Annotated in this window: 17 protein-coding genes and 1 pseudogene; 5 read left to right on the plus strand and 13 right to left on the minus strand. The window is 69.8% G+C overall.

The genetic code is table 11. The annotated features are described in order from the left end of the window. Positions 1-129: 129 nt before the first annotated feature. The 10 genes and pseudogenes from QTI51_RS31060 to phnD form a co-directional block, all read right to left on the minus strand. On the minus strand, positions 130-573 hold the full coding sequence (locus tag QTI51_RS31060; RefSeq protein WP_286517201.1) for a DUF2628 domain-containing protein: 444 nt from the start codon (positions 571-573) through the stop codon (positions 130-132). Between the two features lie 132 nt (positions 574-705). Beyond that, positions 706-1,302: a DUF6708 domain-containing protein gene (locus QTI51_RS31065; RefSeq protein ID WP_286517200.1), complete on the minus strand. Its 597-nt coding sequence runs from the start codon at positions 1,300-1,302 to the stop codon at positions 706-708. 3 nt (positions 1,303-1,305) lie between these two features. Beyond that, positions 1,306-1,710: a hypothetical protein gene (locus tag QTI51_RS31070; RefSeq protein WP_286517199.1), complete on the minus strand. Its 405-nt coding sequence runs from the start codon at positions 1,708-1,710 to the stop codon at positions 1,306-1,308. Positions 1,711-1,810: 100 nt separating this feature from the next. Beyond that, complete coding sequence (locus tag QTI51_RS31075) at positions 1,811-2,812, minus strand: DUF6708 domain-containing protein (RefSeq protein ID WP_286517198.1); 1,002 nt, start codon at positions 2,810-2,812, stop codon at positions 1,811-1,813. A gap of 4 nt (positions 2,813-2,816) precedes the next feature. Further along, positions 2,817-4,016: a hypothetical protein gene (locus QTI51_RS31080; RefSeq protein ID WP_286517197.1), complete on the minus strand. Its 1,200-nt coding sequence runs from the start codon at positions 4,014-4,016 to the stop codon at positions 2,817-2,819. Between the two features lie 28 nt (positions 4,017-4,044). Continuing rightward, positions 4,045-4,410: pseudogene (locus tag QTI51_RS38990) on the minus strand (toxin VasX); the annotation flags it as partial. A gap of 46 nt (positions 4,411-4,456) precedes the next feature. Beyond that, complete coding sequence (locus QTI51_RS31085) at positions 4,457-5,386, minus strand: hypothetical protein (RefSeq protein ID WP_286517196.1); 930 nt, start codon at positions 5,384-5,386, stop codon at positions 4,457-4,459. Further along, positions 5,387-7,852, minus strand: a complete 2,466-nt coding sequence (locus QTI51_RS31090; protein WP_286517195.1) for a type VI secretion system Vgr family protein — start codon at positions 7,850-7,852, stop codon at positions 5,387-5,389. Positions 7,853-8,006: 154 nt separating this feature from the next. Continuing rightward, positions 8,007-9,002: a phosphate/phosphite/phosphonate ABC transporter substrate-binding protein gene (locus tag QTI51_RS31095; protein ID WP_503011559.1), complete on the minus strand. Its 996-nt coding sequence runs from the start codon at positions 9,000-9,002 to the stop codon at positions 8,007-8,009. A 104-nt stretch (positions 9,003-9,106) separates the two neighbouring features. Next, positions 9,107-10,186: a phosphate/phosphite/phosphonate ABC transporter substrate-binding protein gene (gene phnD / locus QTI51_RS31100; RefSeq protein WP_286517193.1), complete on the minus strand. Its 1,080-nt coding sequence runs from the start codon at positions 10,184-10,186 to the stop codon at positions 9,107-9,109. Between the two features lie 206 nt (positions 10,187-10,392). Here phnD and QTI51_RS31105 point away from each other — a divergent pair, with 206 nt between their 5' ends. The 4 genes from QTI51_RS31105 to QTI51_RS31120 all read left to right on the plus strand — a co-directional run bounded on the left by QTI51_RS31105 (position 10,393) and on the right by QTI51_RS31120 (position 16,532). After that, positions 10,393-12,282, plus strand: coding sequence for an ATP-binding response regulator (locus QTI51_RS31105; RefSeq protein WP_286517192.1), 1,890 nt, complete (start codon positions 10,393-10,395; stop codon positions 12,280-12,282). Between the two features lie 227 nt (positions 12,283-12,509). After that, entirely contained in the window at positions 12,510-13,658 is a 1,149-nt protein-coding gene (locus QTI51_RS31110; RefSeq protein ID WP_503011557.1) for an ABC transporter substrate binding protein, read from the plus strand. Continuing rightward, positions 13,655-15,616, plus strand: coding sequence for a hybrid sensor histidine kinase/response regulator (locus QTI51_RS31115; RefSeq protein ID WP_286517190.1), 1,962 nt, complete (start codon positions 13,655-13,657; stop codon positions 15,614-15,616). The genes QTI51_RS31110 and QTI51_RS31115 overlap by 4 nt, the downstream gene beginning before the upstream one ends. Positions 15,617-15,689: 73 nt before the next feature. Continuing rightward, positions 15,690-16,532 (plus strand): hypothetical protein, encoded by an 843-nt coding sequence (locus QTI51_RS31120; protein WP_286517189.1) that lies wholly within the window; start codon positions 15,690-15,692, stop codon positions 16,530-16,532. Here QTI51_RS31120 and QTI51_RS31125 read toward each other — a convergent pair. Then, the gene (locus QTI51_RS31125) at positions 16,421-18,313 is read right to left on the minus strand and encodes a glycosyltransferase family 2 protein (protein WP_286517188.1); all 1,893 of its coding nucleotides are present in this window, start codon (positions 18,311-18,313) and stop codon (positions 16,421-16,423) included. The two genes, QTI51_RS31120 and QTI51_RS31125, sit on opposite strands and share 112 nt — an antisense overlap. A 98-nt stretch (positions 18,314-18,411) precedes the next feature. On the opposite strand from QTI51_RS31125, the gene QTI51_RS31130 reads away from it, so the two are divergent. Next, positions 18,412-19,314 carry a glycosyltransferase family 25 protein gene (locus QTI51_RS31130; protein WP_286517187.1) on the plus strand — a complete coding sequence of 301 codons (903 nt, stop codon included), beginning with the start codon at positions 18,412-18,414 and terminating at the stop codon, positions 19,312-19,314. Positions 19,315-19,324: 10 nt separating this feature from the next. Here the strand turns inward: QTI51_RS31130 and QTI51_RS31135 are convergent, their stop codons facing one another. Continuing rightward, positions 19,325-24,904, minus strand: a complete 5,580-nt coding sequence (locus QTI51_RS31135) for a two-partner secretion domain-containing protein (protein ID WP_286517186.1) — start codon at positions 24,902-24,904, stop codon at positions 19,325-19,327. Between the two features lie 2 nt (positions 24,905-24,906). Continuing rightward, positions 24,907-26,628, minus strand: coding sequence for a ShlB/FhaC/HecB family hemolysin secretion/activation protein (locus tag QTI51_RS31140; protein ID WP_286517185.1), 1,722 nt, complete (start codon positions 26,626-26,628; stop codon positions 24,907-24,909). Positions 26,629-26,653 lie beyond the last annotated feature (25 nt).

Here is a 26,653-nt window from a genome sequence, read left to right on the forward strand (position 1 = left end):
GGGGGGGCGCAGGCAAATCCGCCTTAAGGCCTATCCAATGGCCTAGGTGGGGCGGATTGGAGGTACGGCGAAGGGAGTAGATGGAGGGGAAGGCCCGTCGCCGGGTCTGGCGCGGCGACGGGCTTCGGATCAACCGGCGAGCGTGCCGGCTTGGGCGGCTTTGGTCGCTTCGGTCGCTTGGGTCGCTTGGGTCGCTTGGGTCGCTTCAGGTTCGGGGCTTTCGACGCGCATCCACAGTGCCTCCTGCGCGTTCGCGGCCTGGACCACGTCCACGCATGCGTAGCCCTTGCCGACTTGCCAGCTGGCGCGCAGCGAATTCCCGATGCTGCCGAGCACGATGCTGTTCACGATGCCGAAGAGCGACGCAATGACAAGCGTGGTGGCATTGCTTGCGCCCAACCCAGGCGCACCGAACCCGATCAGCATGCCAAATGCGAGGACGCCGAGGGCCAGGGGCCACACACCGTGGCACAACGCCCATATCCAGCCGAAGAGAAAAGCCGTCCAGCTCCAACCCTCCCTGATGGCCTCCCTGTGCCCTGACGGGTGCTCGAATACCTTGTAGATCTTCATTTTTTTAACTCACGTTTCCCTGTTTTTTTAGTGGCGGCGTTTGGCCGCCTGCACGACGTCGGCGCCTTCGGCCTGACGAGGTCCTCCTTCTTTTTTCTCTCCCGGTTTGGTGACCGGCCTGACAAGGCCGGGCTACAGCTCGGGCGGTGGACCGGGACGCAGGCTGCGATGGGTGTAGGTGCGCAGCTCGAGCTCGTTGATCAATAGGCCGATGGCGCGCTTGATCTCTTGCGGCCATTCGACCTTTTGCGCGGTCCAGACGGTCAGCCGGTTGAAGAACAGCCAGTTCAAGTACAGCGGCACGGTGACAGGCATGGCGATATATTTGTAGAGCGTCTTCCAGGGCTGTTCCTTCCAACGCCTGGCGGGTTGGTCGAGGAAAGGGACGACGGCGCCGAAATCGCTCCAGGGGACGTAGGCGCCTATGTTCGAGACCGGCGGTAGCTCACCTTCGATAAGTGGTGCAGAACCTTCTTCCATGTAGCGGCGGATGTACTCCCACAGCGCGGGTACGAAATCGACGTCGGCGAAGATGATGTGGTCCACGATGGTGGGGTCGTCTTCGCTCCTGCGCACCAGGAAGACCAGATGATGCAGGCGACGGGCTGAGGCGGTGCTGGCTTGCAGCGTGGTCTGGTGTTCGGCGTCTACCAAGTCCCAGTCATAGGCGACGAGCCTGGACTTGCGGGGGCCGAAAATTGCCCAGCGACGGGCGCCGGATTGCAGCACCTTCTAGACCTTGCGATGCTTACGGTCGAAGTAGATGGGGCTGTCGGCGGGCGCGAAGAGTTCGAGGTAGGTGAAGAATGCGAAGAACATCCAGGAGCCAGCATATGCAAAGCACACCACGCCATAGACTTCATTTCGCAGCGCTCCTTCCAATGCGAAGACCGTGAACAAGCATGTTCCGATCAGCCCCATGACAAAGCACTCGGCCAGATAGTGCCCGCCAGCACCTGTCACGTGGGCCCGACGAAATTCGATGGTGTCGGGATACACACCTGTCAGACGCCCACCATGGCCGCTCATGCCGCCCGCGCGCTTCCGTTTGCTGAAACGCTCTATCAGCCCCAAGACTTTTCCTTCGCTGCGGTCGCGATCGGTGCTGCGACCGCCCACATCGAGGCCACCGATCATCGGACCCAATCCTTGCGAGCATCCATCGCATATGCAAAACGAGAGGCCTGCGCTCGACACCACGCGAAGCGGCGTCTGCTTGTTTGGTCGACCGGTCGCATCAAATCACCGGCGGTGGACCGGGCCGCAGTCTGCGATGGGTGTCGGTGCGCAGGTCCTGTTCCGTGACTAACGGTCCGATGGCGTCGACGATCTGCCTTGGCCATTCCACCTGCTGCGCGGTCCAGACCGTCAGGCGATTGAAGAACAGCCACAGCACATACAGCGGCACGGTGACGGGAATGGCAAGACACTGGAACAAGGTCTTCCACGGCTTTTCACGCCAGCGTCTTATGGGTTGGTCCAGGAACGGCACCACGCCGCCGAAATCGCTCCACGGCTTGTACACGCCCATCGTCGACTGCGGCGGAAACTCGCCCGCCGTCAGCGGAGCTTGGTTCTCTTCCATGTAGCGCCGGATGTACTCCCACAGTGCCGAGACGATCTCGACATTCGTGAACTCGAAGTGATCGACGATCGTGGGGTCGCTGCTGCTTTTGCGCACGAGCAATACCAGGTGATGGTTTCGCTGTGCAGTCGCAGCCGATACCTGCACGGTGGCGTGATGCTCGGCGTCGACCAGGCTCCAGTTATAGGCTTTCAGGATGGCGTTTCGCGGGCCGATGCGACCCCAGCGCCGGGGACCGACGGAGACTACTTTGTAGACCTTGCGGTTCTTGCGGTCGAAGTAGATGGGGCTGTCGGCAGGCGAGAAAAGCTCGAGGTACGCGAACAGCATGAAGAGAAGCCATGGGACGGTCTGCCAGAAAACGATGGACGCGTAGGCCCGGAGTTCGAGAAAACCAGGAACGACGAGTCCCTGCAAGAAAAGTGTGCCCAGCACGCCCGCCACAAATCCGTATGTCATCCAAAAGCCACCACCTCCCAGGAACGGCATGCGTTGAAACTCGATGGCGTTCGCATACACACCGGTCAGGCGCCCCCAATGGTCAACAGGCCCGGCGACCGCAGTTTTCCTTTTGTAGCGTTGAAGCAGCCCGACCACGGTGGCTGGCGACCTGTCCTTGTCTGTGCTACGGCTCTTGACGTTGAGACTGGCCATCGCATCAGCCCCACGTGCCGGGTGCGTCAAGAGACGGTGGCGGCGGTGCGTTCCCGGACGCGTCAATCCGGTTTAGCTTGCGCTTCGTCTCGTTCGCCTCCATCGCCTCGAAGTCGATGTCCATCGTGTCGTACTCCCACATTTCAGAGGCGCAACTCTTGTAGGCCAGTAGACGATCCTTGCCAAAATAGCTGCGATTGGCCCACCGCTGAAGTCTGTTGCGCTCAGACGCAGTACCAACTACCGTAGACAGCACCCCGATAACAAGCAGACCCCATCCCACGGGGGCGACGACGCCAAGCACTGCGATGCCCAGAGCTCTTGCGCCCATGCCAACAATCGCAACGAGCAAGCCACGCTCAACCCCGCGTTTGACGATCAGTTGGGCGACTCTTTGGGCACCGGCGCCGATTGCGCGGCTGGAAGCCCCACTGCTGACGGCGTCTGCAGCGACAGCGGCATTGAAAAGGCTCTGCATCCCGAATGCGGCTTGAGAAGTGAGATGGGCCATGTATGCCGCCTCATCCCCTTCCGCCTTCGCTTTCACCGCCCTGCGATACGACATGTACCCATCGATAGCCCCCGTGGCCAACCCCGCCACCGCGAGCCCGATGCGGATGTTGGCAAGCTTTGTCGTGATCGCTGCGCGGTTCGCACGATCGGTTGCATCGACCACATTGGGTGTCTTGGACAGCATCGACCTGTAAGCCACTGCGCGAAGTTCTACCAGGGAGGCCGTGAAGCTCACCATGCCACTGAAAAGATTCAGTGACTGATCGAAGCGCTCTAGCCGGTCGGGTTTTGCGAACGATTTCCAGAAATCCCGCATTGCCCAGACCAAACCCGCTGCCTGAACTACCGCCACGCCGTAGCCGAGCCGTCGATCTGCGTGGATCTCGGCTTTGACGTTTCCTCCTTCCGCTGCAAGATGGTCTTGAACATTGCGCCGGGTCTGCGGAGACAGCGTTTGCAGATTCACGCTTTTCACGTACTCCTCGAATCTGGCCAGTGCTACTCCACCTGTGCTGTGCGTCGACCTGCCGGGCGCATGTGCGCGTTCGCTCGGGATCGCGTGGAGCGCGCCATCGTGAGCACCTATGAGCCACAAGCGCTTCACCGCCACCGTGCCGTTCACTTTCCGATTCTTCAGCAACGCCTGTCGATCTGCATCGGAGTAATAACCTCGATAGTCGCGCGACCGCATATGGGCATCGACATCCGTCGGCGATGCACAGGGTGCGCGCGTCGTGGGGGTGCGTCATCTTCTTGTCGCACGCGAAGCTGCTGTCCTCGAAGACGAATTCGCCCTGCGGAATCAGCGCTCCCTTGTCATGCACCCTGTAGGCCAGCCATCCACCGATCTGGCCTTTGGGCTTCTCATTCGGGAAGAAGACGTAGACGTACCCCTCCCGCCGCAGCAGGCGCAAGGCGTACTTCGACTGCGCCTCGAGCTTCGGCAAGCCGAACGCCTCGACGGTTGCGGCGTGGGTGTCGAGCGCGGCCACGCCCTGGGGCGCGATGTCGGGGTCCGTCGCCACGGCCGTGGGCCGCACGAGCAGGATCGAGAGGCCGCTCTTTTCGCATTTCTTGCAGGTCATGGTGTTCGGTGGAGGCTGAAGTCGGGCAACGGGCGAGCGTCCTGAGTCAAGACCAATGGCTGCGAAGTGCTCGCAGGCGGTCGGCCAACGGCTGCCGGGTCTGAAGGTTTCGGTCGATGCGGCCTTGCAGTTCGGGAAATTGCTCGAACGCGGGAAAGCGCAGCGCCTCGACCACGTAGGCCGCCAGGTCCTCGGGTTCGCGCAGTCCCCGAAAGCGGGCGCGCTCCAGGGCCTTGGCCACCTGGTTCAACGCGTCGTCCGGCAACGGATGGCGTAGCCCCTGCCACGCCATCAGGCTGCGATTGATGGCCTCGGCATCGGCCACGAGCCGCCAGTGCGCCACGGTCAATCGCAAGGCGTTTGTGGCAGCCGGTCCGGGTCGGCCGTGCAGCGCCTGCAGCTTGAAGTTGGTGTCCAGGTAGATCCAGTGCGCCATGCCTGCCAGTTGCTGCGTCCAGTCGATGACCGCGGTTTCGACCGACAGTGCAGGCGGGTTCAGCAGCGCCAGCACGCGGCGGTCGGCCAGCCTCAGGCACTGGCCGGTGCGTGATCGGTCGCCCGCCGCCAGCAATGCGCCGACTTGCCGCGCCAGGGCCGGTCCATCGTTCTCGGCATGCGGTTGCAGCCAGCCGCCGATGCGGTAGGCGCCGCTGCCATTGACGCAGGCGTGCAGGTGCTCGCGGGCCGCCCACACGATGCTCTGCACCAGCAAGGGATCGTGGATGTCCCCGATCTCGATCAGGTACGGCCATTGCGCGTCGGACACCGGCATGTGGTCCTTGGGGATGGCGTGGCGCTTGTGCATGTCGATTCGCGGTTCCACATCGCCCAGGAATGGGTCGATCAGCAGGTACACGGGGCCTTCGTGCAGCCGTTGCCTGAGCGACGTCGCGAGTGCATCGACGAGGGTTTGCGGCAGCTCGCTCCACGGCCATTGCGTCGCGAGTTCGTTGGGGGTCGTTGGAATGGCGGTCATTCAGATCACCCCTGCGCCGCCGGCCACTGCCTTGCTGTCGGATGCCGAGCAGCCTTTGTACGTTTGCGGCGTCAGCGGAGCGCTGGCCGGCCCCGCCTTGACGTGGCTCGCCGCATGCTCCACCCACCCTCCCGAGGTGCCGTGCAGGATGCCCCCGTCGCTCCACTCGGTGAAACTGCCGCCGCCATTGACGACGACCTTGACCGGCGCGCTGATGCGAATTTCGCTCGTCGTGCTGGTGATGCGCACGGCCTTCCTCGCGGTCAGGTCGATCTTGTCGCGGTGCGCCTCGATCTGCACCTTGCCGTTGCCCGCGATCCAGTTCATGCCGCTCTTGAGCGCGAACAGGCGAATGCCGTCTTTGGCGCTCACAAGCAGGCGCTTGCCGGCACTGATGCTTGCATGGCCCTCGCTCGACACGGCGATGTGTTCGCCCGCCTGGAGATGCAGGCTGCCCGATGTGGTGGCGGCCACGCCCGCGGCGCTGGCGAGCACGAGCTGCGGTTTTTCGAGTTCGGGGAAACGGCTTCGCGAGGTCTCGGTGTCGCTGCCCTTGATGGCGCCTGCTTGCGACCCGAGTGCCTTGGCGACGGCGGCCTGGTCCTCGTCATGCGCCTGTGCCGTGGCGGTTGCGGCGGCATCGGCCAGTCCTTTTTGCAGCGCAGACGCGGCGTTCAATCGCGCGATGGTCTCGCCCATGTCCTTGGCATGGCGAGCCGCATCCGGCCGCGCTTCCGTGGTGATGAGCAGCCCGTCTTGCGCACGCAGCACGCCGTGCCCGTCCGTGCGCAGTTCGAAGCCCTCGCCTCTCGCCTCCTTTCTCCCCGCGTTGTCTTCCACCCGGGTGATGCTTCCCAGGCTCAGGCTCGAACTCTGGTGGTCGCTTTTCAGTTGCGCCTGGATGCGGCCCTCGGTGTCGTCCATCAGCAGGTGGTTCGATCTGCCCGCCGCGCCGTTGCCGCCACCGTCCTTCGTCAGCTCCCGGCTCCTGAAGCCGCTCAGCGCGCTCTGCCCCGGCAGCGCCCATGGCGGCAGGTTCGCCTGGTTGTGCACCCGGCCCGTGCAGATCGGCAGGTCCGGGTCGCCCGAGATGAAGTCGACGATCACCTCCTGGCCGATCCGCGGAATGTGGATGCCGCCCAGCTGGTTGCCCGCCCACGGCGAGCTCACGCGCAGCCAGCAGCTGCTGTGCGCGTCGTTCCCGCCGAGGCGGTCCCAGGGGAACTGCACCTTGATGCGGCCCAGCGCATCGGTCCAGATGTTCTCTCCCGCTGGCCCGACCACCACGGCCACCTGGCAGCCCCCCGCGCGGGGTTTGGGCTGGGTGAGCGCCGGACGCAGGGGTTCGGTGACGGGGTGCGAAGTGAAGTCGACGCTGACGCGCCATTGCTGCTTTTCCTCAGCGTTTTCCTTGCCCTGGCTCTCTTGCGCGACGTTCTCGATCAGGAACCGCGTGGCCAGGACCAGGTATTCGGCGTTGGCGGACTCCCTGGGATGCTTCTGCAGCCTGAAGGTGCGCCCGGCCACCATGCCCCGGAGGTTGCCGCTGGCCTGTGCCCTGGCGCCGTGGGTGCGCAGGGCCTGCATGCGCAGCATCGCCAGCAGGTCGCCTTCCGCCTTCGGGTCGTTGTTGCCGGCGCTGCCGGCATCGGGCTGGACGAAATGAGAGCCGCCAGTCTCCGCATGCCACTGGTAGACCTCGCCATCGGCGTGCCCCGTGGGCCTCGGGTCCTTGCGGCTTGAGCTCAGGTCGGCCCGTGGCCGGATGTAGTCGTAATCCCGTGCCGCATACCGCCCGCTGGTGAGTTGATGCGCCGGCACGAAGCTGTGGACGTACTCCGCATCCAGCTTCCAGCCCGGGGCGTGGTATTCGACCTCGCTGTACGCGGCACCGTCGGCGGGCATGAAGGCGCCCATGGCGTCCGACAGCACCAGCCGGTGCCTGCCCTGCGAATGCTCGAAGTGGTAGCTGATGCCCCATTCCTGGCACAGGCGGCTGAAGAACTGGAAGTCGCTCTCGTTGAACTGGGTCTGGTAGTCCCGCAGCGGGTAGCTCTCGGCCAGCCTCTTGTCGACAGGAAACCCGTAGTTCGCCAGCAGCGCGTCGAGGATCTGCACGACCGTCTGGTTCTGGAAGATCCGGCAATCGGTGCGCAAGGTGGCCAGGTGCAGCCAGGGACGCAGTTTGAGCTTGTATTGCACGTGGCGCCCCTGCTCGCCCCACAGCGCCGCATCGGTGATGAGCGCATTGATCTGGCGAGGCGCAGCACCGTCGAGTTCGATCTCGCAACAGATCTCCCGCCCCACGAAGTCATCGAGTTCCAGCTCCGCCGCCCCCGACAGCCAAAGCTCATAGGCAAACAACCCATCGACGCCTTCTTCGCCGCAAAGCCGCACAGGCTCCAGCACCGGGCGACCAAAAACAACAGGAATGGCGGAACAAGAAACAGACAGCGTGCGCGACATCGACGACCTTCCATCACGGACATGAGGTCGCGGCAGTTTGCGGGGGCATTCCCGCAGGCACTGCAAACAATGGTCACGCCAGCAGGCGCGTGGCTACAAAGGCGCTGAAAGCAGGAGATATGTCATGGATGCCATCGATGACATGGCCGCCCCGTCATCGGCCGCCACGCAGCAGCTCGACCTGCTCCGCATAGGTCTTCTCGATGCGCTGCAGCCGCTGCGCGCGCGCCGCCTCGTTGACCCACGCCGCCGCCATGGCCCGCTGCTTGCCGAGCCGGTACTCCAGCAGGGCTTCTGGCAGCAGCGCGCTGTCGTCGACGGCCACGTAGCCATACGCGGCGCGCAAAGACTTCAGCACCTCGCGCTCGGCGTTGGCGCGTGCACCCTTGCCCTTGCCGTACCCAGTCAAAAAGCTCTGCAGCCGCGCCTGGAACTCGGGCGGGTAGTCGCGCCGCACGACCATGGGCGCGCCGGGCGGCGGCTCCGACTGCCAGATGACCTGCAGCCGCTCGGCCTCCACCGGAAACTGCTGGCGAAAGCGCTCGAAGTCGGTGGTGTTGTTGGTGGCCACGTCGGCGTCGCCGTTGGCCACGGCCAGCGCGGTGGCCTGGTGCGTGCCGACGAACTCGCTGCGAAAGCGCGTCTCCATCTCGATGTGGTTCGGCAGGAAGAGCTGGCTCTGCGGCACGATGAAGCCGGTGACCGAGCGGCTGTCGCCGCGCGCGAGCCGCCATTGCTCCGGCCTGGCGAGCATGCCTTCGAGCGTGTTGAGCGGCCCGCTCTTGCGCGCCAGCAGCACGGCGCGGTGCTCGGGCACGTCGGGGTGCCGCGCAATCTGCGCGACCACCTTCATGCGCCGCTGCATCACGGCGTCCAGCGCCATCTTGGCCGAGAGGAAGGCCATGTCGATCTCGTCGCGGCCGATGGCGCGGTCGAGCTCCTCGTACGAAGGCACCGAATAGGCGCTCACCGGAATGCCGAGCGCGCGGCTCATGTCGGCCATGAGCGGCGTCCACAGCGCGCGCGATTCCACGGTGCCCCCCAGCGGCAGCACGCCGAAGCGGATCATCGCGAGCGACGGCGCGGCCTTTGCCCCGGCCGGTGCCGCGGGCGACGCCGGCACCGCGCCGGGCGCCACCCCGTGCGTCATGACTTGCGCCACGACTTGCGCCACGACTTGCGCCATCACCGGCCCGGCCCCCCCCAGCAGCCCGGCACAAGCCAGCAGCCCGGCGGCCAGGCGCGATGCGAACGTCAAGGCGACACGTCCTTCAGCACGCTGACCTGCTCCGCATAGCCGCTCTCGATGCGCTGCAGGCGTGCCTCGCGCGCGGCCTCGTTCACCCACTGCGCGGTCATCGCGGTCTGCCTGGCCAGCTGGTAGGCCAGCTTGGCCGCGGGCTGCAGCGAGCTGTTGTCGGCGGGCAGGAAACCCGCCAGGTCGTGCAGCGACTTGAGCACCACGCGCTCGGCGTCGCCGCGCGGCCCCTTGGCGCGGCCGTAGGCCGTCAGAAAGGTTTGCACGCGCTTGCGCAGCTCGGGCGGGTAGCCGCTGCGCACCACGATCTGCGCGTGCGGAATCAGCTCCGACTCCCACAGCACCTGCAGCCGCTCGGCCTCGGCCGGAAAGCGCAGCCTGAAGCGCTCGAAGTCGGCGGTGTTGTTGGTGGCCACGTCGGCCTCGCTGTTGGCCACGGCCAGCGCGGTGGCCTGGTGGGTGCCGACGATCTCGCTCTGGAAGCGGGTCTCCATGGCGATGTGGTTCGGCAAGAACAGCTGCAGCTGCGGCACGATGAAGCCCGACACCGACTGCCGCTCCCCGCGCGCCAGCCGCCAGCGTTCGGGCTGCTCCAGCAGCCCCTTGAGCGTGTTCAGCGGCGGCGTCTTGCGCGCCAGCAGCAGCGCGCGGTAGCCCGGCAGGCCGTCGTGGCGCACCACCTGGGCCACCACCTTCATGCGGCGTTGCGTCACGGCGTCGAGCGCCATCTTTCCGGACAGGAAGGCCATGTCGACCTCGTCGCGCTGGATGGCCTGCTCCAGCGCCTCGTACGAGTTGACCGACAGCACGCTCACCGGCCGGCCGATGGCCCGGCTGAGCTCGGCCAGCAGCGGGTCCCAGTCGCTGCGCGACTCGAAGGCACCGCCCAGCGGCAGGATGCCGAAGCGCACCGGAGACTCCACGGTGCCCACCACGCCCACCACGCCCACCGTACCGCCACTGCCGACCTGGGCCGCGACCCACGGCGGCAGGCCCAGCAGCAAGGCCAGCGCCGTTGCACGAACGGCGCCCGGAACGTGGACAAGGCGAACAAGGCGGCGCAGGAAAGTCAGCATTTTTGAACCGAAAGACATAGAGCCGTTGCGCGTCGATGGGCCTAACATGGCGGCGCGGACGCCATTACATATCAATTGCTAACAATCTTCGTGATGTTTTTCCGGTCTTCCCAGTTCTGCAACGGGCACCCCCGCCGGGCCTCCATGCTCTTGGTAGCTTCGGTGGCTTCGGTGCCTTCGGTGGCCTCGGTGCCCCTGACGGCCCCATGAACTGGAACTTTCGCGTCCTGCGCGGCCTGGCCCGCCTCACCTTCGCCCAGCAGCTGATCCTGCTGGCGCTGGTGCCGGCCACGCTGGCCACGCTCACGGCCATTGCCGTGCTCACGCGCCAGCACCTGGGCAACCTCACCGAGCTGATGCGCGCCAATGCGCAGACGGTGGCGCTGCAGGTGGCCACCGTGGCGCAAGCGCCGCTGGCGCGCATGGACCGCCGCGCGCTGCAGCGCACCGCGCAGTCGGGCACCTTCCAGCCCAACGTGCAGCAGGTGCAGATCTGGACAGAAGACGGCGAGATCGTCGCCAACTCCGAGACCATGGACCGCGCCCGCAGCGAAGGCCTGCAGGTGGTGGTGCCCATCGTGAGCGACGACGGGCGCCACAGCGGCAAGGTGATGGTCGACATGAGCCTGGCCGCCGTGCAGGGCGCGCGGCGCTCGGTGTGGCTCAACGTGGGGCTGGTGCTGGCCGTCAGCCTGCTGTGCGTGGCGCTGGCCGGCTGGTGGGCGGCGCGGCGCATCAGCGAGCCGATCCGCGCGCTGGGCAAGGCGGTCGACCGCCTGGGCGCGGGCGAGAACGCCAGCGTGGCCATCGAGGGCACGTCGGAGGTGCGCCACCTGCAGCACGGCTTCAACCAGGCCGCGCGCGCGCTGGCGGAAAGCCACCGGCTGCTGCAAAGCCGCATCAACGAGGCCACGGCCGAGCTGGCGCGCAAGAACGGCCAGCTCGAGGTGGCCAGCCAGGCCAAGACCCGCCTGCTGGCCGCCGCCAGCCACGACCTGCGCCAGCCCCTGCATGCGCTCACGCTGTTCTCCGACGGCCTGGCCAACGGCGAGACCGACCCGGTGAAGCTGCAGCGCATCGGCCACATCCGTGAATGCGTCGACTCGCTCGACCGGCTGTTCTCCGAGCTGCTGAACCTGTCGCAGCTCGACGCCGGCGTGCTGCAGCCGCAGTGGATCGACTTTCCGCTGGACCGCCTGTTCGACGAAATCAGCCGCAACTTTCGCCCGGTGGCCGAGCAGCAGGGCCTGCGGCTGGTGGTGCGCAAGACCGAGCTGTGGGTGCGCTGCGACTACGTGATGCTCTCGCGCATCCTGAACAACCTGGTGTCCAACTCGCTGCGCCACACCATCGACGGCGGCGTGCTCATCGGCGCGCGGCGCCGCGGCAAGGGCGTGCGCATCGACGTGGTCGACACCGGCGTGGGCATCGCCAGGCAGCACCAGGCGCGGGTGTTCGAAGAGTTCTACCAGGTGGAGCCCACCGGCCGCCAGGCGGCGCGCGGCGCGCGCGGCATGGGCCTGGGCCTGGCCACGGTGCGGCGGCTGGCCGACCTGCTGAACACGCGCGTGGAGCTCAGCTCCCGGCCCGGCAAGGGCACCTGCGTGCGGGCGATGGTGCGCTCGGCGCAGGCGATGCTGCCCTCGCCCGTGCTGGCGCCCGCGCTGGCGGCCATCGAGGAGGAAGAGAGCCTGGCGAACGTGCGCATCCTGGTCATCGACGACGAGCGCACCATCCTCGAAGGCCTGAGCGTGGTGCTCGCCAACTGGGGCGCCGAGGTGCTGGCCGCGCAGACCCGCGCCGAGGCGCTGGCGCTGGCCGACGGCTGGGAGCAGCCGCCCGACGTGGTCATCAGCGACCTGCTGCTGCAGGGCGGCGACAACGGGCTGGACGTGATCGCCGCGCTGGAGCGGCATCCGCGCGGCATCGGCGCGGGCACGGCGCGGCTGCTGGTCACGGGCGAGACCAAGCCCGACCGGCTGCGCGAGGTGGCCAGCGCGGGCATCACGGTGCTCTACAAGCCGGTGTCGCCGCGGGTGCTGCGCCAGGCCATCCAGGCGCAGCGCGTGGTGGCGGCGCAACTGGTGGGCGCGTAGGCCGGCATGCGGGTGCCACCGATCCACAGATCGGCGTAGGCGCGGCGCCGGGTAAGGCCCTGGGTAGTCCATCTGAGATAGGCCGAGCGGCTGCCGCGATGAGCATTTCGTCACGTGCAGCGGCCCTTGCGGGCGCGGGCATAGGCTGACATAAGCCCTCCGCCTTATCGCGCGAAGCCGGGCCCGTCCTTACATTGGACCATCGCCCCTTGCTGCGAAAGCAGTCCATGCCCGTTGCCGTGAAACCCGTTCTCCCGCCGCTTTGCGCAAGGCTGCTCACCGCCGCCCGCAAGGGCGCGGGCGCGTCGGCCGTGCTGGTGGGCCTCGCGCTGGCCCTGGGCGTGGCGGTGGCCGACGCCGCGGCCCCGGCCACCAACCTCACGGTGCTGATGGGCGACGACGCGGCGGCGTCCTCGGAGTTCGTGCAGCAGCTGCGCGCCGACCAGGGCGCGGGCGGCAAGTTCGAGCTGGTGCGGCTTCCGTCCTCACCGTCCTCACCGTCCTCACCGTCCTCACCTTCATCGCCTTCATCCACCGCTGTGGCCGGCGCCGACCCGCAGGCCGCCGAGAACACCGACACCGAGCGCGCGGCCAACGCCGGCGTGCGAACGCGCAGCCTGCGCACCGCCGAGACGCCATTGACCATGGCCGTGGGCCCCGCCGCCGCGCGCGCCGCCGTCGAGCGCCCGGGCCAGGAGCCGCTGGTGCTGGCGATGCTGAGCCGGCTCGACTACGAAGCCCTGAAGGCCAGCAGCCCCGCCCTCAAGCGCGGCGACCGCCGCGTGGGCGTGCTGCTGCGCGACCCGGCCATGGCCGACCAGCTGGCGCTGATCAACGCGGTGCTGCCGCAGAAGCGCCGCATCGGCGTGGTGGCCACGCCCGAATCGGAGCCGCTGGTGCGCGAGCTGCAGCGCGCCGCGCAGGGCGCCAACCCGGCCTGGGACGTGCACGTGGAATACGCGCCCGACCCCACCTCGCTGGCCAACGCGCTGCGCCAGGTGGTGCCGCAAAGCGACGCGCTCATGGTGCTGCCCGACCTGATCGGCGACAGCCAGGCGGCCACGCTGTCGGTGCTGCGCGCGGGCGCCACCGCGGGCCTGCCGGTGTTCGGCGCCAGCGAGGGGCTGGTGCGCTCGGGCGGGCTGGCGGCGGCGGTGTCCACGCCGTCGCAGCTGGCGCAGCAGGCGCGCCTGCTCGGCGTGAAGGTGGCCAGCGCGGCAAGTTCGGCAAGCGGCACGGCAGGCAACACCGCCTCGCCGCTGGTGGAAGCGGCCACGCCCGCCACCGTGCGCGTCAACGCCACCGTGGCACGCGGACTCGGCCTGCGCCTGCCGGAGGAACGGGAACTGACCGAACGGCTTGCGGTTCCGCGATGAGCGCCCCCCTGCCCCCCGACGGCTCGGCAAGCGCCGCGGCAGCCGGCGCCCACACCCTGGTGCTGCGCGGCAACCTGCAGCGTGACCTGTTCCGCCTGGGCGTGGTGCCGTGCGCGGCGGTGGCGCTGGCGCTCACCGGCTGGTTCACGCACAACCGGCTGCAGACACTGGAGGCCGCCTTCGACGCCGAAGGCCAGGCCGTGGCGCGCCAGGTGGCGGCCATGTCCGACCTGAGCCTGTACGCGGGCGACCTGCCGGCGCTGCAGAACGTGGCCAACGCCGCGTTGCGCGGCGGCCAGGTGGCGCGGGTCGAAATCAGCAACAGCGCGGGCGTGTACGTCACGGCCGGGCCCAAGACCACCTCGCTGGCGCAGTTGCGCATGTTCACCTCGCCGGTCACGCTGCGCGAGGCCTCGCGCGCCAGCGCCTTCGCGCCCGCGGGCTCCACCGCGGCGGGCGAGACGCCCATCGGCCTGGTGCAGACGTTTCGCGACACCACCGCCTACACGCGCGAGCGCAGCCGCTCGCTGTTCGCGGGCGTGGGCATCGCGCTGGTCGCGCTGCTGGCGGCCTGGGCCTCGGTGCGGCACATGGCGCGCAACGTGGCGCGGCCGCTGCGGCGCGTGTCGCGCACCGTCGCCGCGCTGGAGGCCGGCCACTTCGAGGTGCGCTGCGGCGTGGTCGAGGACGGCACCCCCAACGCGTCCCGCACGCACGAGCTGGCGGTGCTCGCGCACGACATCGACCGCCTGGCCGAGCGCCTGCAGAGCAACCGCGAGATCAGTGAGGAGCGCGTGCGCGAGGCCACCGCCGTCGCGCTGCAGCGCATGGCCGAGGCCGAGCAGGCGGCGCTGTCGCGCGCGCGCTTCCTGGCCGCCGCCAGCCACGACCTGCGCCAGCCGCTGCACGCCATGGGCCTGTTCATCGACGGCCTGCTGCCGGGCGCATCGCCCGCGCAGCGCCCGGCCGTGCTGCGGCTGCAGGAAAGCACCGAGTTCATGGGCGTGCTGCTGGACGACCTGCTCGAAATCTCGCGGCTCGATGCGCAGGTGCTCACCCCCTCGATCACCAACGTGTCGCTGGCCGCCCTGTTCGACCAGCTCGACGCCCAGCACGCCGCCACCGCCGCCGAGGCCCGCGTGCGGCTGCGCTGGAGCGACCGGGGCCTGGTGGTGCGCACCGACGCGGCCATGCTGCAGCGCATCGCCGGCAACCTGGTGGCCAACGCGCTGCGCCATGCGCCCGAAGGCGGCACGGTGCTGGTGGCCGCGCGGCGCGGCATGGCGGGAGGTGTGGCGCAGGTGCGCATCGAGGTGCGCGACAACGGCGTGGGCATCGCGCCCATCCACCAGGGCCGCATCTTCGAGGAGTTCTACCAGGTGGCCAACACCGAGCGCGACCGGCGCCGCGGCTTCGGCCTGGGGCTGGCCATCTGCGCGCGCATCGCGGCGCTGCTGGGCACGCGCATCACCGTGCGCTCGGCGCTGCAGGCCGGCAGCACCTTCGCCTTCACGCTGCCCGCGGCGCGCGCCGCCGACGTGACGCCGCCCGCGCCGCCGGCGCTGGCCGTGGCCCCGCTGGCCGGCCTGCGCTGCCTGGTGGTGGACGACGACCCGGCCATCCTCGACGGCAGCCGCACGCTGCTGGAGCAATGGGGCTGCCAGGCCGAATGCGTGACCACCGGCGCCGAGGCCATCGCACGCATGGGCACCGGCGACGTCGCTTTCGACGCCGTGCTATGCGACCTGCAGCTGGCCGGCGAGGGCGACGGCGTGGACGTGATCGACGCCGCCAAGCGCCTGCAGCCCGACGCGCTGGCGGTGCTGGTGTCGGGCGCCACCGGGCCCGAGGTGCTGCAGCGCCTGCGCCACGGCGGCGTGATGCTGTTGACCAAGCCGGTGGCACCGGCCAAGCTGCGCGCGTTGCTCACCACGCGCCGGCATGCGCACGCGGCCTGAGAGCGACAGCCGACCATTGCCCATTGCCCATTGCCTATCGACTCGCGCGACACAGAGACACCCCCAACCGCCCATGCTCCCTCTCGACGCCCTGCAGCACATCCGCCCCTTCATCGCCACGCCCAGCTACACCGGCCAGCTCACCAGCGACTACGTGCGCAGCCTGCTCGGGCTGGTCAACCTGGCGTGGCGCCACGGCTTCGCGATGCAGACGCGCTTCCTCGACGGCGACAGCCTGATCCCGCGCGCGCGCAACCGGCTGGTGGCGGAGTTCATGGCAGACGAGCGCTGGACGCACCTGTTCTGGATCGACGCCGACATCGGCTTCGAGCCCGAGGCCGCATTGCGCCTGCTGCTGGCCGGCCGGCCGGTGGTGGCCGGCGTGTACCCGCACAAGAGCGACGGCTGGCCGCGCGAGGGCCTGGCGCAGGCGCTGCCCGCGGGCAGCACGCGCGAGGACTTCGAGGCGCGCCACGCGGTGTTCCCGGTGAACCTGAAGGCTCCCCGCGTGGACGCCGACGGATTCGCCGAAGTGCTCGACGCGCCCACCGGCTTCATGCTGATCGAGCGCGGCGTGTTCACCCGGCTCGCGCAGGCCATGCCCGAGCTGCGCTACACGCCCGACCACATGGACGATGCGGCCGCCGCCGCGCAGGCGCACTACCGCTTCTTCGACGTGTGGGCCGAGCCCGGCAACGGCCGCTACCTGAGCGAAGACTTCGCCTTCTGCCGGCGCTGGCAGTCCGTCGGCGGGCAGGTGTTCGTCGACACCCGCTCGCGCCTGACCCACACCGGCACGCGCACCTACCGCGGCGACTTCGCGCGGTCGCTGGTGGCGTCCGCGGGGCCCTCTGTTGGGCCATCCACGGGCTCGGCCACCGAGGCTGTCGCGGGGCCTTCCACGGGGTCGCCCTGAAGCAGCGCCGCCAGCTCCCGCGGCAGGCTCTCCAGCGCGTAGCCGCGCCCCGGCGCCACCGCCGCGAGCCGCAGCGCCGGCCCTTCCTCGGCCAGGTAGTCGTAGCCCATGGGCTGGAGGCGGCCCTCGGGGTCCAGCCGCCGGTACAGGTCGCGCCGCGCGACGCGGTCTTCGCGCCGGATCATCTTCAGGTGGTACAGCCGGTAGTAGCTGCGGTACATCACGCCGTGGCGCGCCACCGCGTCGGGGTACCACGGCCCATGCAGCGCGGGCGCGTTCGCGAAGCCAATTTCCTGCGGCAGCCGGAACAGGCAGGCGCGCGACTTGTGCTCCCACGGGCCGTCGACGCGGAAACGGTCGGGCGCGTCCCACAGCTCGCGCATCGCGAGCGACAGGCAAGACAGCTGCGCCTCGGACAGCGAATCGACGATGTGCTGCAGGTTGTGCAGAAAGAGCGTCTCGTAGCGCTCGTCCGCATCGCACGACAGCACCCAGCCGGCACCGTGCGCGCGGGCGCTTTCGAGCACGCGGCGGCGGTTCTCGCGCTCGTTCCATGCATGCGGCTGCACCGGCGGGTTCGACAGCAGCTCCAGCAGCTTGGGCTCGCGCCGCGCGATCTGCGCGGTGTCGTCGCTCGAGCCGTCGTCGAGCAGCACGAAGCCGTCGACGTAGGGGCGCAGGTGCGACAGGCAGCCCTCGAGCAACTGCGCCTCGTTGCGCAGCTGCATCACGCAGACGATGCGCGGCCGCGCGGTCAGGCGCTGCGGCGCGGGCTTGCTGCAGCGCGGGCAATGGAAATGCGGCACCGGCTCATGGTGGACCATGCGCGCGCAGATCTCGCACTGCAGGCGCGAGCCCATCGCGAACACAGTTGCGGGGCGCAGCCAGGGCGGTGCGGAACGAGATGCGCCGTGGGGTGCATCGTGAACCACCTCGTGGAATGTGGGCTGCGGCAACGCCGTGTCCTTGCGGGCGATGCGCGTGAAGTCGAAGCCCCACGCGCGGCCGGTCTGTCCAATTTTTTCACTGCCCGCTTCATTGGCCCGCGCGCTCGCCGGCGTGCAACGCGCCCAGTCGTTGTCCGGGTCGAACTGCTCGCTGCCGTCTCGCGCCTCGAAGGACAGGTGCAGCAGCTTCAGCTCGGCGCAGGCCTGCAGCTGCCAGCCGGCCATCTCCAGGCGCACGCGAAAGTTGTCGTCGTCCCCGCCCCACTGCGCCAGAGACTCGTCGTAGCCGCCGACCGCGTCGAAGGCTTCGCGCGCGCAGCACAGGGAGCCGTAGAAGGTGCGCAGGTACAGGGCGTCGGGCACCGCTTGCGCGAACAGGGCGGCCAGCGCGGCGTCCGATGCGTGCTGCGGTGCCGCCTGCAGCGCATCGAACCGCGCGAAGCCGACGCGGCCGACCGCCACGCCGCGCTCGCCCTGCATGGCCGCATGCAGCGCGAGGGCCGGCGCGTCGTCCACATAGGCCGACTCGGGCGAGTGCACGAACACGAAGCGCCCCGCGCTGTGGCGAACGCCCGCGTTGATCGCGCAGCTCGGCGGGCGCCATGCGTGCGCGCGGTCGTTGACCAGCAGCGTCCAGCACACCGCGGGAAAGCGCGCGAGCAGGCGCTGCAGGTCGGGCTCGTCGGCCGCGTCGTCGAGCGCGATCACCACCTCGATGCCGGGGCGCGACCAGTACGGCGCGTTGAGCACCACGACGCGCTCGAACTCCGCGAGCTTGCGATAGAACGGCATCACGACGCTGAGCCACGGCCCCGCGGTGTCGTTCGCCGTCATGCGTCACCCCGCAGCGAGCAAACGGGGCCATCGGCGCGTGAGAATGCCTCGCTCACCTGTGTTCCCACCTGTGCTTCCACCTGAGTCATTCCGCCATCATGAACGGTCGCTTCATCAACCTGCAAGCCAGCACCGAACGCCGCGAGGCCATGGAAGTGCAGCTGCGCGCGCTCGGCCTGCAACACATTGGCCGCCTGGAGGCGACCGACACGCACAGCCTGCCCACCCACGCGGCCTCGCCCAACGCGCCGGTGAGCCCGCGCGAGCACGCCTGCTTCCTGTCGCACGCGCGGGCCATCGACAGCGCGCCGCCCGGTGACTTTTTCCTGGTGCTGGAAGACGACGCGCTGCTGAGCCGCGCGCTGCCGCCGCTGCTGGGCCAGCCCGACGCGCTCGCGCAGCTCGAAGGCTTCGACCTGGTGTTCCTCGAATGCATGCCCAGCATCGCGGCACCCGGCCTGCTGGCGCTCTGGCAGGGGCTGCGCAAGCACCTGCCGCACGACGCGGGCGCGCCGCGCGATGCCATCGGCGGCATCGAAATTCTCGACGCGCGCGGCCTCTACAACTGGGGCGCGGTGGCCTACCTGGTCACGCCCCGGGGCCAGCGCACGCTGCCCCCGCTGCTGCGCGAGGCACTGGCCGAGGGCCCGGCGCTGGCCTTCGACATGACGCTCGGCGCGCTGCTGCACGGCGAGCGCATCCGCGCGGCGGTGCTTGCGCCCTTCCTGGCCACGCCCACGCTCCGCAGCCACGCGCAGAGCACCATCGACGACCGCCCCCGCGCGGCCGAGAACGACGCGCTGGCCGGCGCGCTGCGGCGGCTGTTCTTCGCCGGCCCGCTCGACGGGCCCGCGCATGACGAGCCCGGGCATGGCGAGCCCGGGGTTGACGCCCATCTGGGTGCCTACCGCCATGCACCGCTCACGCAAGACCCGCAACTGCAGCTGCTGGCCGACCTGATGGCGCAGCTGTTCGTCATCGCGGCGCGGCCGGCGCGCTGAGCCCGCGGGCTCAGAAGTCCGCGCAGCCGTTGCGCCGCTCGGTGTTCACGCAGCTCAGCAGGTTGGGCCGCGAACGCACGCGCGACCATTCGCGCGCCAGCACGTCGCCGGCCTGCGAAGCGCGGTCGCCGTCCAGCGGACCGGTCGCCAGGCAGATCGGTGCCTGGCCGATGTTGCGGTCGTAGAGGTACGTCGAAGGCAGCTCGCGCACCACGTCCACCGAAGGCAGGTCCGACGGCCGGAACAGCGGCACGGCCGGGCCCGGGTCCACCCGCAGCACGCCCGGCACCACCTTCACCGCGTAGCCCGCGGCCGAGGCGAAGGCGCCGTCGATGGGGTAGCTGCCCGGCGGGCTGCCGAAGTTGGCGGTGGTGCCCGGCGCGCCGCTGAAGCTGGCGGCGTTGTCGCCCAATATCAGCCCGCTCACGCTGTACGTGAAGAACGGGTTCGGCGCGCCCTGGGGCCGCGCGGCGTTGTCGATGGTCACGGTGGCGGTCGGCTGCTGCGCGTAGATGAAGTGGTTGCCGCCCGCGGGCACCGTCACCGTGCACAGGCCCAGGTAGGCGCAGTGGTACAGGTTGGGCAGCGTGCCGGTGCCGGCAAGGCCGCCGCGCGTCTCGCCCACCCAGGTGTCGGCCCAGATGCGCCACGCGCCGCCGTTGATGGCGAAGCTGCCCGGGTTCTGGAAGCGCGCCGCAGCCACCAGGTCGGTGCCCGTGCCGCCAGCCACCGTCGTGCCCAGCGTGAGGTCGTCGGCCAGCGTGCGCACGAACACCGTGTTGGCCGCCATCGACCCCACGCCGGTGGGTGCCGCCTGGTTGGTGGCGGCGTCGAAGCCGTTGACGCTCAGCGCGCCGATGGTCACCGCGTTGGCGTCCACATAGCCGAAGCCGCCCGCGGCGCCACCGCCCACGGTGGCCACGTTGTTCGCCGGGTTGCGCAGGTCGACGTCGCCCTTCAGCGAGCGCGCCAGCAGGCTGCCGGCGGTGATGGCGCCCGCCGTCGATTGCGCGATATTGCCGGCCGACAGCAGCCCCACCTGCGACGCGTTGATGGCGCCGTTGACCGCGATGTTGCCGCCCGCGTCGTTCTGCAGCGTCAGCGCGCCGGGCGTGGCCAGCGCGCCGGCCACGGTGATGTCCGCCGCATGCGTGCTGCTGCCCGCCACGATGGTGGGCGCGCTGAGCCGCGCGAACTCGGCACCCGACACCGAGAACCCGCCCGTGCCCGCGCCGCCGAGCACCACGGGCGTGGTGGTCGCGTCGGAGGCCGCGAAGCTGGCGTCCATGCCGCCCGGGCGCAGGTCGATCACGCCCGCCGCGCTCACCGGCGCGCCGATGACGATGGCGTCGGTGCTGCCGTCGTTCACCGCGCGCAGCACGACGTTGCCGCTGCCCTGCACCACCGGCAGCGCGCCCGGCGCGGTCGGCGAGCCGCCGGCCTCGATGGCCACGCCCGCGCCGCTGTTGGCCGAGCGGCCCGTGATCTCGATGCCGCCGCCGCCCGTGGTGACGATGCGCGCGCCGTTCTCCAGCCGCACGCCGCTGTCGCCGCCTGTTCCCGGTGCGGTGGGCGCCGTGGCGTCGTTGTTGAAGTTGTAGCCGCGCAGCGCGATGGTGCCGCTGCCGCTGGTGATGCTGCTGCCGCCGTTCACCAGCACGCCGTGCGAGCCGGCGAAGGTCGACGAGGCCTGGCGCCGCGCCACGCCCTGCACCGTCACGTTGCCGCTGGTGGTCGACAGCGCCGAGGCCGCGCGGCCGTCGGTGATGACCACGCCGCTGTTCCAGTCCGCCGAGCTGCCGCGGATGTCGATGGCGCCGCTCGAGCTTGCAATCTGCACGCCCGCCAGCCGGACGTTGCCGCCCGCGATCTGCACCGCGCCGCCCGCGCCGGCGTCGCTCTGGCCCGTGCGCGTGTCGATCTGCGAATCGACCAGCGTGACATAGCCCGTGGGCGCGCCCGCCTGGCCGCTGTAGAGCGTGACGGCGCCGCCGCCGGTCTGCACGCGCGCGCCGTTCATGTTGATCAGGCCGCTGGTGGGCGTGCCGTTGCCGCGCGCGGTCATGGCGACGCTGCCGCCGCGCGTGTCGATGCTGCCGTTGTAGGTGATGTTGCCGGTCGACGCCGAGGGCGTGCCGTCGGGGTTGAAGCCCGCGTTGAACACCACGCTGAGCGGCCCGCCCGCGCCCGAGGAACGGATGGTGGTGCCCACGCCGTTGGCCTGGATGCTGTTGCCCGAGACCAGCTCGAATCTCAGCGGGCCGGCGGCCGCGGTGTAGTCGATGAGCACGTCGTTGGCCAGCGTGATGCTGCCCGAGCCCACGCCGCCCGTGCCGGTGGTGATCTTCACGCTGGAGCCGCCGTTGAGCGCGGCGTTGATGTCACCGTCCTGGATGGTCGAGTTCGCCAGCGCGTCGAAGGGGTTGGTCGGCAGCGTGCCGCCGCCGGTGCCGTTCACGATGGCCACCGAGAAGGGATCGACCAGCCAGCTTCCGGCAGTGCCCGCCGGCGCGCCCGCGTTCACGCGGATGCCGGTCAGGTCCACGTTGGCGCCCGAGGTCTCGATGAAGCCGCCGTTGCCGCCCGCCGTGCCGCCGCGCGCCGACAGCGTGCCGTGCGCGCGCAGGCTGTTGTCCGCCAGCAGGCGGATGTTGCCGCCGTTGCCGGTGGCACCGGCGCTGTCCGCCAGCACCGACAGCCCCGTTCCCACCGCCAGCATGCCGCCGGTGTTGTCGCTGGTGCGCGTGGAGGCCTGCAGGCGCACGTCGCCGGCCGTGCCCACGCCGCTCGCGTCGGCCAGCGTGCCGGTCGCGCCGGCCAGCCCGCCGGCGTAGATGTTGCGCCCGGTGACCGTGATGGCGCCGCCGGCGCCGCTGTCGCTCGCGGTGCTCAGCAAGGCATCGTCCTGCGCGCCGCGCTGCAGCAGCACGTCGCCGGTGCCGCCGGTCACCGCGATCTGCCCGCCCTCGGCCCGCAGGCCCTGGTCGGCGCCGCTCGCGCGGATCCACACCGCCGCGGGCGTGAGACCTTCGTCGATGGTGCCCGACGGCGGCAGCGGATCGCCGTTGAAGTCGTACACCACGCCGGCGCTGCCGGTGGTGCCCACGATGTCGATGCGGCGGCCCTGCCCCGCCACGACGCTCGAATCGCCCACGATCACGCCCCGCGAGGCCACGATGCTGGACGACGCCGAGAGCTTGCGGAACGCGTCGTTGGCCAGCAGCGCGCCCAGGTCGGCGCCCTTGCCTTCGATGCGCACGTTGCCGCCGGTAGTGATGTCGGTGCCGTTCACCGCCACGCCGACCGGTGCCGCCCGCGACGACCAGTCGGCGACCGGGTCGGCGTCGGTCCATCCGCGGGTGGCGCCGCGCACGGTGATGTCGCCGCTGGCCGATGCGATGCGGCTGCGCGCGCCCGGACCGCCTTCGTCCGACGTCTGCCCCGTCGCCACGCCCGTGCCGCCCAGGCCGCCGACGCCGTCGAGGGTGATGCCGCCGCTGCCGCTCAGGATTTCCGCGCTCGAGATCAGCACGCCGGTGCTGCCCGAAAAGGTCGAGCTCGACACCACGGTGCCGCCCTGCCCGCGCAGGCTGATGGTGCCGCCCAGCGCGCAGCTGGCCGCGCCCGGCGCGCAGGTCGAGATGCGCCCGCCCGTCACCTGCACGCCAGCGCTTTCGTACGGCACGTTGAAGTAGGTGTCGTCGGTGTAGCCGATGGCGCGGCCGTTCTGCGCGTCGCCCTGGCCGTAGAAACGCACGTTGCCACCGTTGGTGTCGATGGTTGCGTCGGTCATCACGATGGGGGCGGTGCGCAGGCCGGACGTGTTGGCGATCGGCATGTCGCCGGCCGGCAGCGGCGCACCGAAGGCGTCGGCGTTGAAGTCGACGTTCAACGCGCCCGTCTTCGACTGGATGGCCGAGCGCTCGGACATGCCGATGCCGGTGGCCGAGTCGACGCGCAGCGACGCGCTGCCGCCCGCGTTCTTCACCACCTGGGCCGACGTGTCGAACACCACGCCCAGCGCCTCCTGCCCGCCTTCGGCGTTGCGCGCGTTGCTGCTGAGCACCACGTCGGTCGAACGGCCGAGCGCGCCGCCGAGGGCCGTGTCGCTCACCTGGCTGGTGGCCGCGCCGCCTGCGCTCGGGTAGGCGCCGGCGTCGTATGTCGGCGCTGCGGGTGTGACGAGAATCTGCTTTTCGGACTGCAAGGTCCACTGCCCGTTGGCACCACCATTCGCGCCGCCTGCCGCGGAGACGGAAAGGTCGCTGCCGACCTCGACCGCGTTCGCGCTGGTGACGATGGTCCCGCCCTTGCCGCTGCCCGAGCCCTGGGCCGACAACGCGCCCGACAGGTGCAGGCCCAGCACGGTGGCCGGGGGCGCTTCGTTGCCCACGCCGGGCAGCGCCGCGTAGCTGGCCGCTTCGATGCGGATCTCGCCGCCAGCGGCATTGCCGGCGCTGCCGTTCGCGCGCAGCGTGGCGCTGGGCGCCACCGACAGGCCGTTCAGCGCCGCCAGCTGCACCGTGCCGCCGCCGGCCTCGCCGCTGGCGTCGAGCGTGGCGTTTTCCACGCGCACGTTGCCCGCGCTCACCGCGATGCGGCCGCCGGCCACGGTGCCGGTCGACGTGGCCTGCAGCGTGCCGCCGACGCGCACTTCATTGACGCTGCCCGCGCTGAGCACGATTTCGCCGTTCTTCATGCCCAGCGAATTGGCGCGCACGGTGCCGCTCTGGTTCACCACCAGGTCGCCGGCCGTGGTCGACTGGCCCACCAGCACCACGCGCCCGCCGTTGGCCTGCAGCGTGCCGCTGTTGGCGACCGCGGCCTTGGTGGCCATGGAGTCCGGCAGGATGTTCAGGCTGGTGAGGCCGTCGCCCCCGATGTCCAGCGTGATCTTTCGCCCCGAGGCCAGCGCCACGGCCTGGCCGTCGGCGGTGATGGTGCCGGTGGCTTCGTTGCTCACGCCGGCGCCCATCAGCACCACCGGCCCGCCGGTGGCGGTGATGTCGCCCAGGTTGCGCACGGTGGTGGTGTCGGTGTTGACGCGCTCGAAGGTGAGGCTGGTCCTGCCGTCGAGAAAGTTCGCGTCGCTGGTGGTCATGCCCAGCGTGGAGGCCAGCAGGCCGCCCACGTTCACGCTCGCGCCCTGGCTGAACAGCACGCCGTTCGGGTTGATGAGGAACACGCGGCCGTTGGCGGTGAGCTGGCCGGCGATGGTCGAGAGCTCGTTGCCGGTCACGCGGTTCAGCAGGATGCTGGAGGCGCCCAGGCTCTGCTGGATGTTCACCGCGTCCTTGGCGCCGATGGAGAAGCTGTTCCAGTCGATGATCGCGCGCAGCGAGCCTTGCGTGATGCCCAGCGCCTGGCCGCCGCGCGGCGCGAGCGTGGTCATGGGGTTGACCGTGACCATGCCCTGCGTGGCGAACATGCCCGGCTGGAAGCTCGGCAGGATGACCTGCGCCAGCGCGGGCGCCATGCCCATGCACGCGAGCGAGAGGGCCAGCGGCCGCAGCGGAAGCTGCAGCGGGTGGCGCAGCTGAGTGCGCAGCGGGTGGCGCAACGATGGGGTTTGGAGTTTGCGTGGCTTCATGGTCAGAACGCCTTTTGAAGCTGGACGTACAGCCGCGGGCCGCGCTCGGCGCCGTCCGTCAGGGGCCGGGGCGTGCCGTCGCGCCATGCCAGCGTCGCGTTGATCGAGAAATTGCCCGGCCGCGACCAGCTCAGCCCCAGGCCGTAGCCGCGCAGGCTGTGCGAGTTCTCGCCGTCGAACGGCGAGGGGTGGCGCGCCAGCCGGCCGCGCGCCGCGTCGTAGAACAGGAAGGGCGTGAGCTCTTCGTTCACCGACCAGCGCCACTCGACAGTGCCGATCACGCCCTGGTCCGCCAGCAGCTCGCCCGAGGGGTAGGCGCGCACCGCGCGCGCGCCGCCGAGCGCGAGCTTTTCGGACGCATCGAGGTTCTTGCTGGCCCACTGGCCGCCGATGGACAGGTACAGCGAGTGCCGCGGCACGATGGCCTGCAGCCGCGACAGCTGGAAGCTCAGCTTGCTGAAGCCGCCTTCGGTGTGGCGCCCGCCCAAGGCCTGGTCGTCGGCCAGGCTCTGCGGATCGCGGATGGACAGCGAGCCGTGGTACAGCGTGCCCGAGCTGGCCCAGTAGCCGCCGCCCAGCACGTCGTCGCGCCGCTCCCAGGTCCAGCCCACGCCGAAGCCGTGCACGCGCTTCTTGGAGTCGAACTCGAACGCGCGGATCTCGTCGTTCAGGTCCTTGCTGTCGGCGCTCAGGCGCAGGAACAGGTTCTGCTGGCGCTGCCGAATGAGCGGGTAGTTGAGCGACACGTCGAACACGTTGGCGCGGCCCTGCGCCTCGAGGTCGGAAAACTGCCCGCCCAGGTCGTAGCTGACGCGCGACAGCCCCACGCCCGCGCGCAGCCCGCTGGTGCCGATGGGCGCCTCGTACGACACGCGGCCGAACTGCAGCGCGCTGTTGTTGGAGACCATGACACGCGCGTCGAGGTTGTCGCCGATGCCGAAGGGGCTGAGCCAGCGCGCGGTGCCGCCCACCCGAAAGCGCCCCGATTCCTTGGTGCCGTGGTTGTCGGCCTCGCCGGTGAAGGCCCAGCGCGGCGCGGCCGTGACCTCGACCGACAGGTCGGTGGTGCCGGTCTGCCCGCCCTCTTGCAAGCCCGAGGACACCTTGACGCCGGGCTGGTCCGACAGCAGCAGCATGGCGCGCTCGTAGGCGGGCGCGTTGACGGCCTCGCCGGGTTGCAGCGGCGCCAGGAAGCCGCGCACGCGCGCCTCGCTGAGGGGCGCGTCGGGCGCGACGACCACGTCGACCTTGCCGAGGCGGCCTTCGATGACGCTGATCTCGACGACGCCGTCGCGCACGGTCTGCACGGGCACCACGGCCTGCGCGAGAAAGTAGCCGCGCTCCTTGTAGCGCGCGGTGATGGCCCTGGCCAGTTCCTCGAGGTCGCCGAGCGTGACGTCGCGGCCGATGTAGGGGGCGGTGATGGACTGCAGTTCTTCGTTGCTCAGCGCCTTCACGCCGTTGAGCCGCAGGTCGGTGAGCTTGAACGCGATGCCGGCGGGGCGCGGCGGCGTGGGAAGCGTCTGCGGCGCGGCGGCATCGGTGGTCTGGGCCTGTGCAAGCGGCCGGCTGCAAGTGCCGCAGGGGTCTTGCGTGGGAAGCAGGGTGTGGGGGTCCGCGTCCGCCGCGTGGGTGCGTTGGGTGGCCACCAGCAAGGCGGCACTCACCAGTGCGGTGACTGCGAAGGCAATCGGCGTGGGTCGTTGGCTGGCACGTGTCCTCATCTCGATGCTCCACCCTGCTCTTTTG

The sequence above is a fragment of the Variovorax sp. J22G73 genome (assembly GCF_030317035.1).
Lineage (GTDB): Bacteria > Pseudomonadota > Gammaproteobacteria > Burkholderiales > Burkholderiaceae_C > Variovorax.